Here is an 18,310-nt window from a genome sequence, read left to right as displayed (position 1 = left end):
TTATCGGCATGATGCTGATAAGCGTTTTTTTATGCTATTTTCTAATATTTATCGCTCTATTGTTGAATCAATTTATGGTTAAAATTGATTCAATGCACGTTTAACGATCCAATAAATCAGTTAGAAAATTTGTTTTAATATCACATAGCTCAGCGCTGATAACGAGGCTGCGACAGGCAAAGTGATTATCCATGCCAGTCCAATAGGTTTCATTAACGCCCAATTGGTATCTCTATTAACGATACCAATGCCTAAAACGGCACCGACTAACGTATGGGTGCTTGATACCGGTAGACCCATGGTTGATGCGCCCATTACCACAGCTGCCGCTGCCAATTCAGCTGAGAAACCAGAAGCAGGGTGCATCTTAGCTAAGTTAGTACCGACCGTCTGAATGACCTCTTTACCAATGAACCAAAGACCAACGATAAGCGCCACACCAAAGGTCAACATTACCGCTGGTGGTACAGCGGCTTGGGTAGCAATGGTATTGGTACGGATGACATCCATGATCGCGGCAAAAGGACCGACCGCGTTGGCGATGTCGTTCGAGCCATGACTGAACGCAAATGCCGAAGCGGTAAATACTTGCATCCAGCTGAACATAATAAAAGTTGCTTTAGTAAGATCTTCTTTATGCTTACCGCGGATACTTTTGGTGTAGATAAAGGTGGCAAGCCAGACTAACGCCCCCACCATGCCCATAAATAAAAAGCCGTGCAGGGTAGTGATGTTACTATTGACGTTCTTGAGGCCTTTAAAGACCACTAACGCAGTCATGACTACCCCGCCCATAGCGGCAATAATAGGTACCCATTTCTTTAGTGCTTTTAGAGTATCTAGACCATTACGCTCATGCTCAATCTCATAAAGGTTTTTATAATAATCGGTTTCTAAATCCTCCAGCGTACAATCATCATCCTTATAGATGTCCTGATCACGCAGCATCGCTGAGGTATATGCCAATTGTAGCGACTCTGACAGTCCATCGAAGAATTCTTTATGATCTTTCTTCAATGTTCTCTTATCTGTTTTAAGCTCAGCAATATGGGCTTCGGTCTTATCGTTATAGTCAATGATATTTTTCTTAATTTGTCCATACAGCAGATAAGCCAGCAGACCACCTAACAGTGGAGATAGTACCCACGACATGGCAATTTGTCCTACCGTCGTCCAGTTAACCGTCGACAGCGCCGTCTCAGTGCCGCCTAAATCAAAACCTAAAACAATAGAGCTACCTACCACACCACCGATAATGGCATGAGTAGTAGACACGGGTAAGCCTCTACGAGAGGCAAATAGTAGCCAAAAAGCAGCGGCAATCAAGGCGGAAAGCATCACATAAATAAATTGATTGGGCGACACTGCTAAGCCGTCTAAATCAACGATGCCTTTGCGAATGGTATCGGTAACTTCGCCACCAGCAAGTACAGCCCCTGAGACTTCAAATATCGCCGCTACCCCCAAAGCTTGCGGGATGGTCAAGGTGCCGGCACCTACTGAGGTACCAAACGAATTGGCGACATCATTACCACCAATATTGAATGCCATGAAAATACCAAACGCGGTGGCCAATACAAATAGCATCGTCTGTTGATGCATGGTGTAATCGAGTCCCCACCACAAAAAATAGCTGGTCATTGCAATCAGTAAAATGGCAAAAAATAGATTCATTTTCATAGTGCCAGCTTGTTCGGTCGGCTCTGTAGAACTACTGCTAATACCCATAGGTTAATACGCCCTGCGTAAGCTTATTAAAAATTATGCGATTGATAATGTGGCTATTATCGATACTATGTCGATTATCTGACGACAGAACCATCTAAGCCATATGATTTTTTTGGCAATAATATGTTGAAATACGATATTGAACTGAGCTTTTAAATTAAAAATTTGAATCTAATTCTATTTGAATGCAATACTAAGTAAGGCCTTAAAGCGGATTAAACATTCGCTTTAAAAGCGTTGACAGCATACACGGTCCCCATCATACGATACCTATGTAATACAACCAGTACGGCAAACAACATGTCATTAAGCCGCAAGATGACTAAATCTTATGATTTAACCATCTTGCGGCTTAAATATTCTTGCGGCTTAAATATATAGTAATGATGCTTTCAATCATAACAGAGTCAATTATGATCGCTAAAAACTGGGACTTAATACCATTAACGATTGCCCGCTGTCATCACGCGCCTATTATATGAAATAAATGAACATAATGCATGATGATACTGCGAAATTTGTAACCGTAGAGGTATGGTTCTAATATTGCCCTAACAGCATACCGTCAGTTAGGCTTTATAAAAGAATAGCGCGCCTGTTTAGCATCCGCCCTATTATGGTTATTTGTAGTGAATTGTCAAAGGCAATCGTATAAATTATCGTATAAACTATAACTACTTAGAGATTCTATTTTTAACGGTTAGAATTTTAACTCTCAGAAAATGCCGATAATTGATCAATGGCGTGATCCAGAACCTCTAAACGCGCACTGCGCTTATCATTGGTCGCAATCACACACCAGGGTGCAGCTTTCGTATCGGTACGCGCCAGCATGTCAGCGGCAGATTGCACATAGTCTGACCACTTATCACGGTTGCGCCAATCATCATCCGTTAATTTAAATTGTTTATGCGGGGTCTCACTGCGATCTTCAAAGCGCTCTAACTGTTGTTTTTTATCAATGGCCAGCCAGTACTTAATCACTAGGGTTCCTGCCGCTACCAAATCCGCTTCAAAGCGATTGATCTCATCATAAGCGCGCTGCCATTCGACATCATCAGCAAACTGCTCGATTCGCTCAACCAAAACCCTGCCATACCAAGTACGATCAAAGATAGCGATACGGCTAATACGATCGGTTTGCTCGTTGGGGAGACCTGTCCAAAAGCGCCACAAATACGGATGCTGTCGCTCATAAAGCATTGGCGCGCCAATATTATAAACCTGATATTCACGTGGATCGAGAGGCGCAACCAGCCTTTTAATGGCCCCGCCTTTGCCTGCCGCGTCCATACCTTCAAATGCAAAGACCACATGGCGACCACCACGATCACGCAACAACTCGGCAAGTTTGGCTTGTTTGGCATCAAGTTGTTCATGGTAGTCTGACTTATCCATATCAGGATCATCGATATCTTTCAATATCTTGGGTATCTTCACGGATTCAAACACTGCTGGCTTTTGCACGCTTCGCAAATTTTTCTGCTTATCGTCTAAAGGTTTATTGCCAACATCCTCAGAAGCGTCAGATAGGGGTGCTTTGCTACTTGCTAGCGCTTCTTGCATCGCCTGTAGCACTTCATGACAAAAGCTGGTTGCTGCTTGTGATTTATCACAACCATCGATAATGACCCAGTCCTCTTGTTGCTGTAGTAGTGTGGTAGCGACGTGATTGAATTGCGCTATAACCTCAGCTTTATGCCAGTCAATCTGATACAAAAATTGCGGATCTGCTTTCTCATCATTTAACCGCTCTTGTAAGGTCTCGGCATCAACATGAAACCAGCATTTTAGTAGTTTGGTTTGGTTGGCCTCTAGGTCACGCTCAAACGCTTGTAGCTCAATTAATTGCTGTTTTAAATAAACTTGCCACTTAGCAACAGGTAGCGCTTGCGATTCATCTGACGATTTATTTTTAGACTTTTTATTGGACTCTTTATTGCCATTTTCATCTTCACTATCCGTTGCCATACGCATGACGTTATATAACAAATCAGCATACCAATTACCAAAATACACCATCACATCGCCATGACGCGGCATTGCTTTGGTATGCGCCTGCCAGATTGGTTGATAAGCTAACGGTGGATAACCGATAGTCGCTTCAACTTTTAATAATCGCGGGTCGACCCACTGCCGCAACTGCTTGACTGCCGTACCTTTACCTGCCTGCTCCATACCATTAACCAACACCAGCAGCCCAGTAGGCTTGTTGCTGGTGGGCGGAGACTGTTGTCGCGTTGCTTTCAAGGCGAATTGTGCGGTCACCAACGCTAACCTAAGCGCATCTTGGTCCATTGCGAACTGACTTAAAGGGTTAGGCGTTAAGCGCTGATCAACCACTTCTCGGTTAAACTGGTCGCTCACCGCTTGCGGCAGCTGCTGCCTTTTAGACGAAGGTTTATCTTGATTATTCTTAGACATATTTAGACTCATCTTATTTTTATGTAATATATTCATTAATTATTATATTGACTTAATGTTGGCTTAATAATAATAGCGCCCATTTAACTCGTAGATAACGCTACTATGTAACAGTTTGGTATTTGTATTCTGCTTTACTTTCTTTTAAGGTAGCGTATTATCTGCTGATATATGCGCTGATATACAGCTACTTATTAACTTTCATCCCTTCACTACTGAGCTAGCCCTACTTAAAGCGCTTAACTAAGATAGTTACTACCGTGTCTTTGAATAGCGGTTGATATTTAATTATATAGGATTCCAAGCCATGTCTGCTTTATCAGATCTACAGCACCATTTGACGCGTTATTGGGCGCTGCTTTGCCACCAAGATGCAGAGCTTAATACCAAGCTTGATGCCGTGCAAGCATGGCAACGGGCGCGTATTCAACGTAGCCATAGTGCGCTATTTGAGCAGCCAAAAAATCAACCCATGGCAAAATATTTTCTCACTCAATTATATGGTGGTGATGAATTCAAGCAATTGGCCGAACAGCTAGCACGTATCCTACCTAAAGCAAAAAAGCTCGAGCGTCTCGCCAAGGAGTCGGCATTAGAAACGGGCAGTATGGCTATTCAGGCTTCTATTTTAGCGATTGAGTTGGATTTGCATTTGGCTGAATGGTTGGTTGCTCAAGACCTGCCAGTTAATGAAGACAACATGCTTGCTGCCTACCGCGCCGTCGATGAAGATGACGCGCGCCGCACCCAAATCAATAACCTCAAGGACGTCTGTTATCGTACTGATAAGTATCTTAATTCCTTTGTGCTAAAAAAAGCCTTCGCCCTTGCTAAAGGCACCGCCTATCGACATAACTATCAGCCGCTATACGACTTCATTGATGCGGGCTTCATTGCCATGAAACCGCTTAAAAGTGTCAGCAGCTTTATTGATCCCTTTTGCGAGCGCGAATTGATGATTATTGATCAAGTACACGCATCGGGTAATGACGGCAAGATAACCGCGTTTGGTGTATCATAGCCCAATCACTATTACTCAATAACACTAGCAAAAAAGCTGACTTTGACGACTGGACATACCCATAAAAACAAGTAACAGGACAATTTCATGACCGATACTTCAAATAATAATCTAAGTAACAATTCAGGTGACAACTTAGATAGCCATTTAGACAAAAGCAGCGCTCATCCTGACCCTAAGCCTACTTCACACGATCATATCCAAGATAAGTTAGTCAAAGACAGCATAGCCCATAGTCAAGATATCAGTGCCAAAGCGCAAGCACGCCAAAGCCCTGTGCCTAAAGCTGCGACAGAAAACGACAGTAATGCTGATTTTACTCAGGTCCAAGACCTACCAACAGGAACACCACAAGGTCAACAAACAACCATGCCAAATAGTAGTGCTAATAAAAGCACCAACACCAACTCAAGCGACACTCAGACACAAGCCGCAAAACAAGCTGCCTTTAATCAACGTGATGATATCAATAATCCGCATACGTCTGATACTGATGGCGCAGAAGAGACCCACTTTGGTTATAAGACTGTTAATAAATCAGAAAAACAAGCCCGCGTAGCTGACGTCTTTACCTCAGTGGCGAAAAAATACGACATTATGAATGACTTAATGTCTTTCGGTATCCATCGCTTATGGAAGCGCTATGCCATCAGCTTATCGGGCGTTCGTGCCGGTCAGCAGGTGCTTGATATTGCTGGCGGTACGGGTGATTTAGCGAAAGTGTTTAGCCGTGAAGTAGGTCGCAGTGGTAAAGTGGTGCTATCTGATATCAATGCTGCAATGCTAGAAGTGGGCCGTGAGCGCTTGATTAATGCAGGTTGTAACAACGTAGATTTCGTATTGGCCAATGCAGAAACGCTGGCGCCATTCGATGATAATAGCTTTGACTTGTTGACTATCAGCTTTGGTCTGCGTAATGTTACTGATAAAGAAGCGGCATTACGCGCTATGTATCGCGTGCTTAAACCAGGTGGTCGCCTATTGATATTGGAGTTCTCCAAGCCTGTCTTTGAGCCGTTATCAAAAGCCTACGACTTATACTCTTTTACTGCACTACCGATGATGGGTAAACTGGTGGCCAACGATTCAGAAAGCTATAAATATTTGGCCGAGTCTATTCGCATGCATCCTGATCAGCAGACTTTAAAGCAGATGATGGAGCAAGCTGGCTTTGAGAACTGTGATTATCACAACCTAACTGCCGGAATCGTTGCGGTACATCGGGGCTTTAAAGCGTAACGCTAGAATGAAAGCTAATAACGCTCATAAAGAATATCGGTTATAAAAACAGACCCTGATTGAATGTTTGCCCCATTTTCACATGCTTAAATAATATGCGAGAGTCTTATGCTGACTGTATTACTTTTGGCCGGTGCCGAAAAGCTGATTAATATTGCCATTGCAAGTGATGAGATCACTCAAGCGGGTCTTGCGCCTCTTGCTGGTAAAGTGTTGCGTCTCAATATGATCATGCCTGAGATTCATTTGGATATTTTATTCAATCAAGAGCGTCTGCGTTTTGAGCCAGTGACCACCGACAGTGTATTTGAGAAACGAGGTCAACGTGATGATGAAAATCAACAAGCCAATCTCGATATTTCACGTATTGGTCATAGCAGTCCAGACTGCACTATTTCAGTTGATAATCCTGCGCAATTACTGAACCTAATGCGCGGCGCGGAAGGCAATTTACCAATTGCGGGTGATTATAAAGTACTGATGCAGCTCAAACAGTTGGTAGCAGGCTTTGATCCTGATGTTGCCGGACAGCTTGAGCCCTTGATTGGTAGACCGATGGCCAGCCAGCTACAACTGCTTATCTCCCAGCTCAAAGGGAGCTTTCGCCATAGCGCCAAGCGTGCCTTTAACGATATGAGTGATTGGGCAAATGACGTATCAGGTAATAGCGTTCCCGACCCTGCTGAAAAAGCGCAAGCCGATGATCTAAAACAGCAAATATTACAACTGCGGGCTGACGTTGAGCGCGAAGAGGCCAGACTGGCAGCCATTAAGGCAGAACAGGCGCGCTTAACGCAACAACAATAGCCATAACAAACCGTTTTATTCGCGTATTTATCTATAGTGGCTGTTTAGCATAAATATTTTAGCGTCACTATTCAGCTTAGAAACACTATTTAGAGTATTTATTGCCTATGCTATTATCTCATCGCGCCCGTCTACTTGAGCTTTGGCGTATTGCCGCAAGCTATCGAATTGACACTCACTTTTCCGTTGAGGACGCGCCGCAGCTACAGCCTCTTGTGCGCTTAATTCGTCTACATCCGGCGGCTTGGGGTAAAAATCATCAGCCAAATGCTATTAAATACGCATTAGAAGACATGGGTACGCTGTTTTTAAAGCTCGGCCAACTGCTCTCCACCCGTCGTGACTTAGTACCCCTTGAAATCATCGAACAGTTAATTCAGCTACAAGATAAAGTTAAGCCTTTCGATGTTAATATTGCCATCACCCAAATTCAAGATCCCAAGCATGGTCTCGGTCAATCTATAGAGACTTTATTTGCGCGTTTCGATGTTAAGCCTTTAGCCGCTGCCTCCATTGCTCAAGTGCATACTGCCGCCCTCCATGATGACCGTGAAGTAGTGGTAAAAGTGGTTCGCCCTGATATTCGCACTACTATCATTGCCGACTTTGAGTTGCTGCGCGAGTTAGCCGATTGGGTATCCGCACGAGTAGAAGCGGCACGCGCAGTACATATTATCGATATTGTCGAAGACTATCGGCAAGTGATGCTCAATGAATTAGATTTGAACCTTGAGGCAGAAAACACCACGCAAATGCGCAATAACTTTTTAGGTTCAGCATTGATGTATGTGCCTGAAGTCTATGACGCGTCCAAAAACGTCATGGTGATGGAGCGTATTCAGGGTGTCCCGATTTCACAAGTACAACTCTTTGACCAACTCGGCTACGATCGCGCTGCCCTCGCAGAAAAAGGCTTAACTATATTTTTTACCCAGGTCTTTCGTGATAACTTTTTTCATGCCGATATGCATCCGGGCAATGTATTTGTAGAAACCCCTCCGGTCACAACGCTCACGGCTGATATGGAAGCAGTTGATCTCGGACATGAGCCACGTTATATCGGTCTTGATTGTGCCATTATGGGGACGTTATCAAAAGACGACCAGCTGATTGTGGCACGGATGCTACTGGCAGTGATGAATAACAACTTTACCGCCATGGTCGATATTGTCAGCCGTGCTGGCTGGATACCACCCAATAGCGATAAGCATGCCTTAATGCGCGATATGAGCCGTACCGTTGGCCCTATGCTACAAAAATCTATTAATGAGATAGATTTTGCCGGTGTGTTAATGCAAATTTTGGATATTGCCCGCCGCCATCATATGAGTATTCCGCCGCAATTGATGTTGCTACTTAAGACCTTGGTTCACGTTGAGGGACTAGGGCGCGACTTGTATCCCGATCTGGATATTTGGTCATTAGCTAAGCCCATTTTAAGCAGTTGGATTAAAGAACAGTTGGATCCGATGCGTAATTTACAACAGCTACGTGCGCAGCTGCCAGAAATTTTATTGTCCGCGACTGATATTCCAAAATTGCTTGATCAAAGCTTACAAAGTCTAGCCTCTCAAGGCTCGCGGCAAGACAGTCAACTGTGTGAAATCCAACAGATACGCGCTGACATGCTTAATGACCGCCGCCGTGACTGGATAGCGCTAGCCGGGTTTGGGCTGTTTATTGCCATTGCCACTCAAGTTGTCGGTTGGCTATCGCCTGTCTTTTATATTTTAGCCATGCTGACAGTGATTTGGCGGATTTTCGCTTAAAGCTGCTAACGCCCAGTTATTAGCCATTCTCTACCTCTACTGAGAAAAGCACTACTAGAAAAACAAAAAACCTACTATTGAAGCTTCAATAGTAGGTTTTTTGTTGGGCTCGAGTCAAAAATAATTACATCTGATCAATAGCCATTTGCGTCAGCATACGTCCGCGCGCTGTCCGTAGCACATACCCTTGCTGAATCAAATACGGCTCAATCACATCTTCAAGCGTTCCGCGATCTTCAGCCATAGCTGCTGCTATCGCTTCAACTCCCGCAGGACCGCCATCAAAGCGTTCCTGTAAAATCTCAATATAACGCCGATCTAAATGATCCAAACCGCGCCGATCGACCGCCAGCATATCAAGGGCACTACCAGCTATGTCACTATTAATCCGGCCATCGCCTCTTACTTGAGCATAATCACGTACACGGCGCAATAAGCGGTTGGCAATCCTTGGTGTACCACGAGCTCGGCGGGCAATTTCGACCGCGCCATCCTCACTCATAGGAACGCGCATCAGACGTGCTGCGCGGCTGACAATGGTAGTCAAATCCGCAATGTTATAAAACTCCAGACGCTGGACAATACCGAAGCGATCACGCAACGGCGAGGTTAATAATCCTGCTCGTGTGGTTGCGGCCACTAAGGTAAATGGCGGCAAATCAAGCTTAATAGAGCGTGCCGCTGGCCCTTCACCAATCATAATATCCAGTTGAAAATCTTCCATCGCCGGATAGAGTATCTCTTCGATAACCGGACTTAGCCGGTGAATTTCATCGATAAAAAGTATATCGCCCGCTTCCAAGTTAGTTAGCATCGCCGCCAAGTCACCTGCACGCTCTAGTACAGGTCCAGAAGTTGAGCGTAGATTACCGCCCATCTCACGGGCAATAATATTGGCAAGGGTGGTCTTACCTAAGCCAGGTGGACCAAAGATAAGGGTATGATCCAGCGCTTCATCGCGCGCGCGAGCCGCCTCAATGAAGACTTCCATCTGCTCGCACACGACCGGCTGACCGATATACTCAGCCAGTGATGCGGGACGAATATTGGCGTCAGGCGCGTCACCTGCCCCTTCTAAGGGATTTATCAAGCGATCTTGCGTCATATATTTTATCGTTATATTAAGGGCAGAGATAATAAAAAGAGAGTAATAGCATAACCAAAGCCAGTGAATAAGTCATGCAAAAACATCATAAAGTAAAAGACGGCATAAAAATAAGCGACAAATGGTGTCGCTTAAATATAAGCACGGCTCATTTGATAACAGCAGTAAAGGTTAAAAAACCACCCCTTAAAAGCCAGAGAGCTGCTGGAGTGTCGCCTTTAATAACCCTTGCGTGTCTTCAAAAGTAGCATCGTTACTCTTAGCTGCTTTAATCGCTTGCTGGGCTTCTTTTTCTTTGTACCCCAAGCTGATTAGCGCCCCTTCTACCTCAGCAATGATACTGCCTTCATGATCGAGGACTGTCGGCTGAGTGGCAAATTCCAAATTACTATTATCAACTTCGATATTTTTGAGCTTGTCTTTTAACTCAATGAGTAGGCGCTGAGCGGTTTTTTTACCGATACCGGGAATACGCATCAACGCCGTTTCTGACTCTTGATCGACATGCATCTTTAACTCTGCAGCCGACATAGCCGATAACATGGCCAGCGCCATTTTAGCGCCGACCCCGTTGATCTTGATCAATTGCCGAAAGACATCACGCTCTTTACGATCGATAAAACCAAACAGTAGCTGCGCGTCTTCACGGACATGCAAATGCGTCCAAATCCTTGCGGGCTCATCCACGCGTAACTGGCAAAATGAGGGCAATGGCAGCTCAATATCATAACCTACTCCAGAGGTGGTCATGACACAAGCGGTTGGTGCCATTAAATACTGCACCTGCCCAGTAATCAGTCCTATCATAATCATCACCTATCATAAATAATAAAATGAGCTGCTGTTACGTTAAGCGGTTTGTCTTTATTGATTTACTAATAAAAATCAACCATACCTTCAAGACTGATCGGACGGATTTTATCCGCTTGACCCGCAGAGCCAAAGGCCTCGAAGCGATTGCTACAGATGTCAGACATTGCAACCATCGACGCTTTGAAATATTTACGAGGATCAAAGTCACTAGGATTGTGCGCTAAATACTGACGAATAGCACCCGTTGAGGCCAAACGTAAATCGGTATCAATATTGACCTTACGTACGCCATGCTTGATCGCTTCAACGATTTGTTCAACCGGTACGCCATAAGTTTCGCCAATATCCCCGCCGTATTCGTTGATGACTTTTAGCCACTCTTGCGGTACTGATGAGGAACCATGCATCACCAGATGAGTATTTGGAATACGAGCATGAATCTCTTTTACCCGCTCAATAGATAAAATATCGCCGGTTGGTGGACGGGTAAACTTATACGCGCCATGGCTGGTACCAATAGCTATCGCTAGGGCATCAACGTTGGTATCTTTGACGAACTGTTCCGCTTCATCCGCACTGGTTAATAGTTGCTCATGACCGAGCACGCCTTCGGCGCCAGAACCGTCTTCTTCGCCAGCCATACCGGTTTCAAGACTACCCAAACAGCCAATCTCACCTTCTACAGAAACGCCGCAAGCGTGGGCCAATTTAACCACTTCGCGCGTGACGCTGGCATTATAATCATAATTCATGGGTGTTTTGCCGTCTTCACCAAGCGAGCCATCCATCATCACTGATGAAAATCCAAGCTGAATTGAACGCTGACAGACGGCAGGTGACATGCCATGATCTTGGTGCATTACCACTGGAATATGTGGCCACTCTTCAATGGCAGCACTAATTAAATGACGTAGAAACGCTGATCCTGCATAGCCGCGTGCGCCGGCACTGGCTTGAACAATTACCGGGGAATTACAAGCGTCAGCCGCCATCATAATCGCCCGCATTTGCTCTAAGTTGTTCACATTAAAGGCAGGAACACCGTAGTTGTGCTCAGCGGCGTGATCTAAAAGTTGACGTAAGGAGATTAGGGCCATAACACGCTCTCTGATTGGATTTTGAAAATTGTTTTAAGTACAGGGTTTTTGAATATGAGTTTTTACAGAAATTACCCAAAAATTCCTGCTTTGACATAGTTGTATCGTTATAAATTAATAAAAGACTTAATGGTCTTTGATAGTCATTATTTATTAAAAGCAATACGCGGTGATTATAGCAAAATTTGCCACCCCTTCGCAGCTGTTGTCAGCCTATTTATTTGTCTGGCACGTTTTTTTGTTATAGTCGATTTACTTCAAAACAGCCGCGGGTGATTATTAGCGTATCTATTTCATTACACCGATATTGACTATAGGTGCTTAAATCAGTTACTTAAATTAAGCACTCGAACAAATTATAAAAACCACAGGCTGACAAACACAAAAAAGCCTTGGAATTGCCAAGGCTTTTTAGGTTTTAATACGTTAACTTTTTAGTAAAATTACAACTTAGTAATACTGTTAGTACTACTGATTAGTACTGTTGATCTGCTGGAACCTCTTCTTCTGCATTGTTTGCTACATCAGATGCGCCATCAGCAACAGAGTTAGCGCCATCAGCGACTACTTCAGCTGTATTTACAACTGCGGTGTTAGCACCATCGGCAATGGCTTCACCAGTATTTACGACTGCACCAGCAGCAACAGCGCCAGCAGTTTGTGCGCCATCGGCAAGTTCAGTGCCAGCGTTTTGTGCTGCAATTTCGGCTTCAGTAGTAGCTGCTTCAGTGTTGGCGGCGATATCATCACCAGCAGACTCAGCAGTATCTTCAGCTTGTTGAGCGGTATCTTCCGCTTGTTCTTCAGTTTGTTGGCTACATGCAGTGACTGCGAAAGTACCAGCAAGCACGCTAGCAAGTAACAAATGACGTTTTAACATAGTAAACCTCTTGTAAATAATGCATGTCAAAATACATGGTGGCGCTATTTTATAGAGTGCAAATAAGACATGCAATAACACTCTTTATTATATTAACAAATAATAACGACTTAACAATGAACGACTTAATAATGGCTGTTAATTATTGAATTTTAGTTTAATAAACTAATTATGACAGCCACTATACGAGTTTTATAGCCTAACTTAGATACCTAGCGAAAGTTGTACACCTAATGTTACTGAATCATTATATTGCAGTATAGCTAGTGGCTTTAGAATCTATCAGCCGTCAATTTGTAAGGCTGCTACTGCTGGTAACGTTTTACCTTCTACAAACTCTAAGAACGCCCCACCGCCCGTTGACAGGTAACTTACGCCGTCGGCCACTTGATACTTATCAATCGCTGCTAATGTATCGCCGCCACCTGCAATCGAGAAGCCGTCGCTATCCTTGACCGCCGTCGCCACAATCTGGGTGCCGGCGCCAAAGGCATCCACTTCAAAAACGCCAACCGGGCCATTCCATAAGATGGTTTTCGCGTTGGCAATGGCATCCGCTAATAGTTCGGCACTTTGCGGCGCAATATCTAATATCATGTCATGCTCGCCGATAGCGTCAACGGATTTGACAGTGGCGGTCGCTTGTTGCAGTGAGCCGATAAAGTCTGCAAAGTCGATGTCATTTTTATCAGCAACTACGACATATTCAGGCAATAAAATATCCGTTTTTTTCATAATCTGACGGGCAGTATCAACTAAGTCCGGCTCATACAGAGACGCACCGACACTATGACCCTCAGCCGCTAAGAAAGTATTGGCAATACCGCCACCCACAATAATCTGCGTACAAACTTCAGCCAAATTATGCAAGACTTCAAGCTTAGTCGATACTTTTGAGCCACCAACAATAGCCAACATCGGCTGCGCTGGGGTCTCTAAGGCTTTACTTAAGGCATCAAGCTCAGCGGCCAATAAAGGCCCTGCGCAAACGGTTTTATTTGCTTGGCGCATTGCTTGGGTAACGCCCTCGGTTGAAGCTTGCGCGCGATGAGCAGTGCCAAAAGCATCCATCACAAACACATCGCATAAGTCAGCATATATTTGAGCCAACGCAAAATCGTTTATTTTTTCGCCTTTATTAAAGCGAACATTTTCCAACAAGACCAACTCACCCGCTTTTACTGAGACGCCATGAGTAAGATACTCACTATTAAGAGTTACTGGCGGCGCTAATTGCACCCCAAGCTTATCGGTTAAGTAGTCAGCAACTGGCGCGAGTGAATATTGCACCTCAGGGTTACCTTCGGTTGGACGGCCTAAATGCGAGCATACAATTACTGCCGCTCCTTTATCCAGTGCCAATCTAATGCTCGGTAAACTGGCTTGTAGGCGCGCATCACTGGTAATCTTACCGTCTTTGATAGGCACATTTAGATCTTCACGAATCAATACTACTTTGTCAGTTAGAACCAGCTCACTCATACGCAAAAAATTCATTACCTGCTCCTATGCTAGGTCTCAATCTATTCATTAATTTGTGGTATTTTATCTTGGTTAAGTGATCGTTATAAATAGTAGTCTACGTAAATTAGTTTTCATTGTTGGCTTTTTTATAGATATCGTTTATCAAAAATATTGGGGCGCAAACAATAGCCGCTGCATTCTATCAGCTTTCTAGCAAAATTCTATAGGCAACGTGCTATAAATTTTAGGCGTGGCCATAGCATAACGACCAATTTACCAAGCCATCATTAAACTTAAAAAAATAAAAGTTCGTCGTCAAAAATATCTCGTTTAAGATAAATTGAAAAATCAGTAACATTTCGTGGTGGTACTCAGCCCCTACCGCCCTTATGATAGAACAGTAGAGAATAACAACAATCCATTAAACAATAATTTATTAAAGAGCTATCAGGAGATCACTATGAGCGTTGACTTAGATGCTGCCAAACAAAAACTACTAAAACTTAAAGAAGAGTATGAGACTCGCATTGCTAAAATAAAGCATGATATCCAAAATCCGCAGGATGAGCTCAATAAAGACTGGGAAGACCAAGCGATCTCTATTCGTCAAAACGATACACGCCAACTGCTCGCGGCAGAAGCACACCAAAACCTTATTTATATTGAAAATGCGCTAAGCCGTATCGAAAACGGTACTTACGGAGAATGTGAAGTGTGCGGCAAACAAATCCAAGAACAACGTTTGCAAGCCGTGCCTTACGCTACCTTATGTATGGAACATGCTGAATGAATAAGTAGTCTGTAAGACAAGGATTTTCTTACCCTTTACCAGTCAAGCGCACATCGATTTATGCGCTTTTCGATTACTAGGATTTAGGTATTAATCGTTAAAAAACCCTTGTTAAACAACATGCCAATCAGTTAAAGCTTGCTGCCATTGCTGACAACGCTTAGCAATCATATCAACAGGTAAATTTATGATATCGCCCACTACCGCGATATAAGCAATCGGTAAGCCTCCTAACTGTCCAATATTCTCCGCAGTTAAACCACCAATCACACACATGTCCATGCTTTTGTTAACAGCTTCTTGGCAGCCATCGATAAGCTGCTGACGGGAAATGGTATTGGCATTAGGTTTAGTAGTGGAAGCAAATACTGCCCCCATTGCCGCATAGCTTGCACCGTCACTTTGCGCCTCTTTTACTAGAGCGATATCACCCTGACAAGTACGACCAATAATTTGCTCGGGAGCCAACTGCTGTTTTGCTTGATTGACACTGCCATCTTGCTGCCCTAAATGTACGCCAACCCCAAGCTTGGCTGCCAATGTAATGTCATCATTTATTACTACCGGAACACCATACTCTCTAGCTAGCATAACGATTTGTACCGCTTCGTTATATAAGGTTGCTTGCCCGTTTGGCATTGCTAATACTTGTTTACGACGGATTTGTAGCAGTCCTATTAACCCTGTGGCTAAAGCAGTCTCAAGCTTGCGATAAAGCAGATTAAACTCATCGTCGTTGGTGAGTAAGTACAACTTAGGCACAGGAATAAGCGTTGGTAATGTAGCCATATAAATATCCTTAAGCTCAAAACACAAAAAAGGCCGTTATATCATATAACAGCCTTTCTATTTATTTTATAGCACATGCTTTATAACATAGGCTGCATCGTCAATATTGATCACCGCTTTGTTTAATTAGACCGTACGGCGAGTCGCTAAGCTACTTAAGATATTTTTGGCATCACCCCAGCGCGTTGCTGAACTGTTCGCACCTAGAATAACGATAATGGCCGGACGATTATTGACGCGAGTCTCCATGACCACACAACGTCCTGCTTCATTGATAAAGCCAGTTTTTGAGATACCAATTGGATAGTCACCTGAGCGAACTAGGCTGCTGGTATTGTTCGCTTTATAGGTACGGTTACCACTAGAATTGTTAGCAACAAAGAAGTCATAGCTTTTAGTAGTCGTAAAACGGCGAATCACATCGTAGTTACCTGCAGCGCGTACCATTTTTACCAAATCATTCGATGAGGCAACGTTACGCTTATCAAGACCGGTTGGATCACCGAAAAAGGCACTACTCATGCCCAATTCTTGAGCTTTACGATTCATCGCACGCATAAAGGCACTATAGCCACCCGGATAATTACGCGCTAAGCTTTTTGCAGCTGGGTTTTCTGACTTCATCAATGCCATCAATAGCAACTCAGCACGATTCATGCGATCACCTGACTTAAGGTTCGAGCTGGCGCGTTTGGGACCAACGAAGTCTTCTGGATCTAGTGTGATTTCCTCACGCATATCGAGCCCAGCATCTAAAACAACCATAGCTGTCATCAGTTTAGTGATACTTGCCATTGGGCGTGAGGTATCTGCGTTTTTTTCGTAGATAGATTCGCCCGTTTCTAAATCAATCACCGCTACGCTGCGTGAGTCGGTACTGATAGGCAACATACTGCTACTGCCAAAACTACCGCGGTAGGTCGTGTTATAGCTATTGCTACTGCTGCCAAAACTGTTAGCATTGGTAACGTTGGTCGTGCCATAACCATTATCGACTTTCTTGATAGGAGAACTAGGAGCCTTATACATAATATTACGGGCTTCCGACAAGCTATCGGCACCGCCCCAGCTCACGCGAGCATTAGTATTAGTATTGGCTTCAGAGCTACCATTAATAGTAAGGGCTGCTTGTGCAACACTGCCCAAACTCAACGAAATCAGTGCAGCGATTAATTGCTGTTTGGTTAATGGTAGTTGCTTCATTCTTCCCCCTGCTGTCGATATCACGTCAGTTACAAATCATTTGACGTCGATAACATACGTAGCGTTTATAGATGTGTTTTTAGAGACTCACATAGAGTTTTTGTATTTTTAGTGTATCATGATTTGCATTCAAGTTTTATCTCCTAAATCAATTTCATCCCGTTTGTTTAATTTTTTCAATTTTTGCTACATTTGCTTTGGTTTTTAGCAATATTGGTTAACAATATAGCAATATAAAGTGATTTCTGACTTTATACGCTTATGACTAGATTCTCATAGTGTAAAATGAGCAACGCCATTGCAGTAGTTACATTCAGTATGTAAAACTGTACTTACACCAAGCATGCAATTATCTGTAGTGACTTGACGTTAATAATACACCTTTCATTTTGTCAGATAGTAAAGAGTATAACTATGATTCGAGTATTGGTAGTAGATGATCATGATCTGGTACGGATGGGCATTAGCCGTATGTTAGCTGACAGTGCTGATATTGAAGTAGTGGGCGAAGCGGACAGCGGCGATATGGCGATTAAACTGGCCAAACAGCTGCGGCCTGATGTGGTTTTACTGGATGTTAATATGCCTAATATCGGCGGGCTTGAAGCAACCAAGCGCTTGGTTCAGCTGGACATGGGTATCAAGATTTTGGCAGTAAGTAGTATGTCTGCTCAGCCTTATCCATCGATGCTGCTAAAAGCTGGGGTAAATGGTTACATTACTAAAGGCACCCCGCTTGATGAGATGTTGCTAGCGGTCAAAAAAATCTATAAAGGCGGACGTTATTTTAGCCAAGATGTCGCCGAGCAGCTGGCCGAAATCCTACTATCAGATAATGCCGCCTCGCCTTTCGACTTATTAAGTGATCGCGAAAAACAAGTGGCAATGATGGTGGTCAATTGTCAAAGCCCCCAGCAAATTGCGGATCAGTTGTTTGTTAGTGTCAAAACCATCAATACTTATCGCTACCGTATTTATGAAAAAGTCAGTGTCGATAGTGATGTTAAATTGACCCATTTGGCTATTCGGCATGGTTTAATTCAACCGTAGACTAGATTTTTTAGTACCGGATTTTTAATTCTGCATTTTCAATGCGTAGCTCTGACATTTTGCTATCAAAGTGGGGCTGAATTTACTTTCTATATTCAGCTTAGATATTAGGCCGTATTGAGCACTTAGTA

At 43.7% G+C, this 18,310-nt stretch carries 15 protein-coding genes; 6 read left to right on the top strand and 9 right to left on the bottom strand.

Annotation, left to right across the window (positions count from 1 at the left end; translation table 11 throughout):
* Window positions 1-120: 120 nt before the first annotated feature.
* Window positions 121-1,728 carry an inorganic phosphate transporter gene (locus tag U1P77_RS01970; RefSeq protein WP_321155752.1) on the bottom strand — a complete coding sequence of 536 codons (1,608 nt, stop codon included), beginning with the start codon at window positions 1,726-1,728 and terminating at the stop codon, window positions 121-123.
* 708 nt (window positions 1,729-2,436) lie between these two features.
* Window positions 2,437-4,152: an ATPase gene (locus tag U1P77_RS01965; RefSeq protein WP_321155751.1), complete on the bottom strand. Its 1,716-nt coding sequence runs from the start codon at window positions 4,150-4,152 to the stop codon at window positions 2,437-2,439.
* A 307-nt stretch (window positions 4,153-4,459) separates the two neighbouring features.
* On the opposite strand from U1P77_RS01965, the gene U1P77_RS01960 reads away from it, so the two are divergent.
* From U1P77_RS01960 to U1P77_RS01945, 4 genes are all read left to right on the top strand, one after another.
* Entirely contained in the window at window positions 4,460-5,173 is a 714-nt protein-coding gene (locus U1P77_RS01960; RefSeq protein WP_321155750.1) for an FFLEELY motif protein, read from the top strand.
* Window positions 5,174-5,260: 87 nt separating this feature from the next.
* Window positions 5,261-6,412, top strand: coding sequence for a bifunctional demethylmenaquinone methyltransferase/2-methoxy-6-polyprenyl-1,4-benzoquinol methylase UbiE (gene ubiE / locus U1P77_RS01955; protein WP_414479029.1), 1,152 nt, complete (start codon window positions 5,261-5,263; stop codon window positions 6,410-6,412).
* 108 nt (window positions 6,413-6,520) lie between these two features.
* On the top strand, window positions 6,521-7,219 hold the full coding sequence (locus U1P77_RS01950) for a ubiquinone biosynthesis accessory factor UbiJ (protein WP_321155749.1): 699 nt from the start codon (window positions 6,521-6,523) through the stop codon (window positions 7,217-7,219).
* 107 nt (window positions 7,220-7,326) lie between these two features.
* Window positions 7,327-8,988: an ABC1 kinase family protein gene (locus U1P77_RS01945; RefSeq protein WP_321155748.1), complete on the top strand. Its 1,662-nt coding sequence runs from the start codon at window positions 7,327-7,329 to the stop codon at window positions 8,986-8,988.
* 124 nt (window positions 8,989-9,112) lie between these two features.
* On the opposite strand, the gene ruvB is transcribed toward U1P77_RS01945, so the two are convergent.
* The 5 genes from ruvB to U1P77_RS01920 form a co-directional block, all read right to left on the bottom strand.
* Window positions 9,113-10,093 carry a Holliday junction branch migration DNA helicase RuvB gene (gene ruvB, locus U1P77_RS01940; protein WP_321155747.1) on the bottom strand — a complete coding sequence of 327 codons (981 nt, stop codon included), beginning with the start codon at window positions 10,091-10,093 and terminating at the stop codon, window positions 9,113-9,115.
* Window positions 10,094-10,279: 186 nt separating this feature from the next.
* On the bottom strand, window positions 10,280-10,900 hold the full coding sequence (gene ruvA / locus U1P77_RS01935) for a Holliday junction branch migration protein RuvA (protein ID WP_321155746.1): 621 nt from the start codon (window positions 10,898-10,900) through the stop codon (window positions 10,280-10,282).
* A 68-nt stretch (window positions 10,901-10,968) separates the two neighbouring features.
* Window positions 10,969-12,003, bottom strand: coding sequence for a class II fructose-bisphosphate aldolase (gene fba, locus U1P77_RS01930; protein ID WP_321155745.1), 1,035 nt, complete (start codon window positions 12,001-12,003; stop codon window positions 10,969-10,971).
* A 475-nt stretch (window positions 12,004-12,478) separates the two neighbouring features.
* Complete coding sequence (locus U1P77_RS01925) at window positions 12,479-12,883, bottom strand: hypothetical protein (RefSeq protein ID WP_321155744.1); 405 nt, start codon at window positions 12,881-12,883, stop codon at window positions 12,479-12,481.
* A 282-nt stretch (window positions 12,884-13,165) separates the two neighbouring features.
* A complete protein-coding gene (locus U1P77_RS01920) occupies window positions 13,166-14,380 on the bottom strand; it encodes a phosphoglycerate kinase (protein ID WP_321155743.1) in 1,215 nt (404 codons plus the stop codon).
* A 427-nt stretch (window positions 14,381-14,807) separates the two neighbouring features.
* On the opposite strand from U1P77_RS01920, the gene U1P77_RS01915 reads away from it, so the two are divergent.
* Window positions 14,808-15,137 carry a TraR/DksA family transcriptional regulator gene (locus U1P77_RS01915; protein WP_321155742.1) on the top strand — a complete coding sequence of 110 codons (330 nt, stop codon included), beginning with the start codon at window positions 14,808-14,810 and terminating at the stop codon, window positions 15,135-15,137.
* Between the two features lie 111 nt (window positions 15,138-15,248).
* Here U1P77_RS01915 and U1P77_RS01910 read toward each other — a convergent pair whose 3' ends face one another.
* The gene (locus tag U1P77_RS01910; RefSeq protein ID WP_321155741.1) at window positions 15,249-15,926 is read right to left on the bottom strand and encodes a thiamine phosphate synthase; all 678 of its coding nucleotides are present in this window, start codon (window positions 15,924-15,926) and stop codon (window positions 15,249-15,251) included.
* A 126-nt stretch (window positions 15,927-16,052) separates the two neighbouring features.
* On the bottom strand, window positions 16,053-17,129 hold the full coding sequence (locus tag U1P77_RS01905) for a D-alanyl-D-alanine carboxypeptidase family protein (RefSeq protein ID WP_321155740.1): 1,077 nt from the start codon (window positions 17,127-17,129) through the stop codon (window positions 16,053-16,055).
* A gap of 414 nt (window positions 17,130-17,543) precedes the next feature.
* Between U1P77_RS01905 and U1P77_RS01900 the strand changes: the two genes are divergently transcribed.
* Window positions 17,544-18,179, top strand: a complete 636-nt coding sequence (locus tag U1P77_RS01900; RefSeq protein WP_201554986.1) for a response regulator — start codon at window positions 17,544-17,546, stop codon at window positions 18,177-18,179.
* Window positions 18,180-18,310: the final 131 nt, after the last annotated feature.

Source organism: Psychrobacter sp. LV10R520-6 (genome assembly GCF_900182925.1).
GTDB lineage: Bacteria > Pseudomonadota > Gammaproteobacteria > Pseudomonadales > Moraxellaceae > Psychrobacter.
The sequence above is the reverse complement of the archived record's forward strand: the minus strand, read 5'-3'. Positions and strand labels throughout refer to the sequence as shown.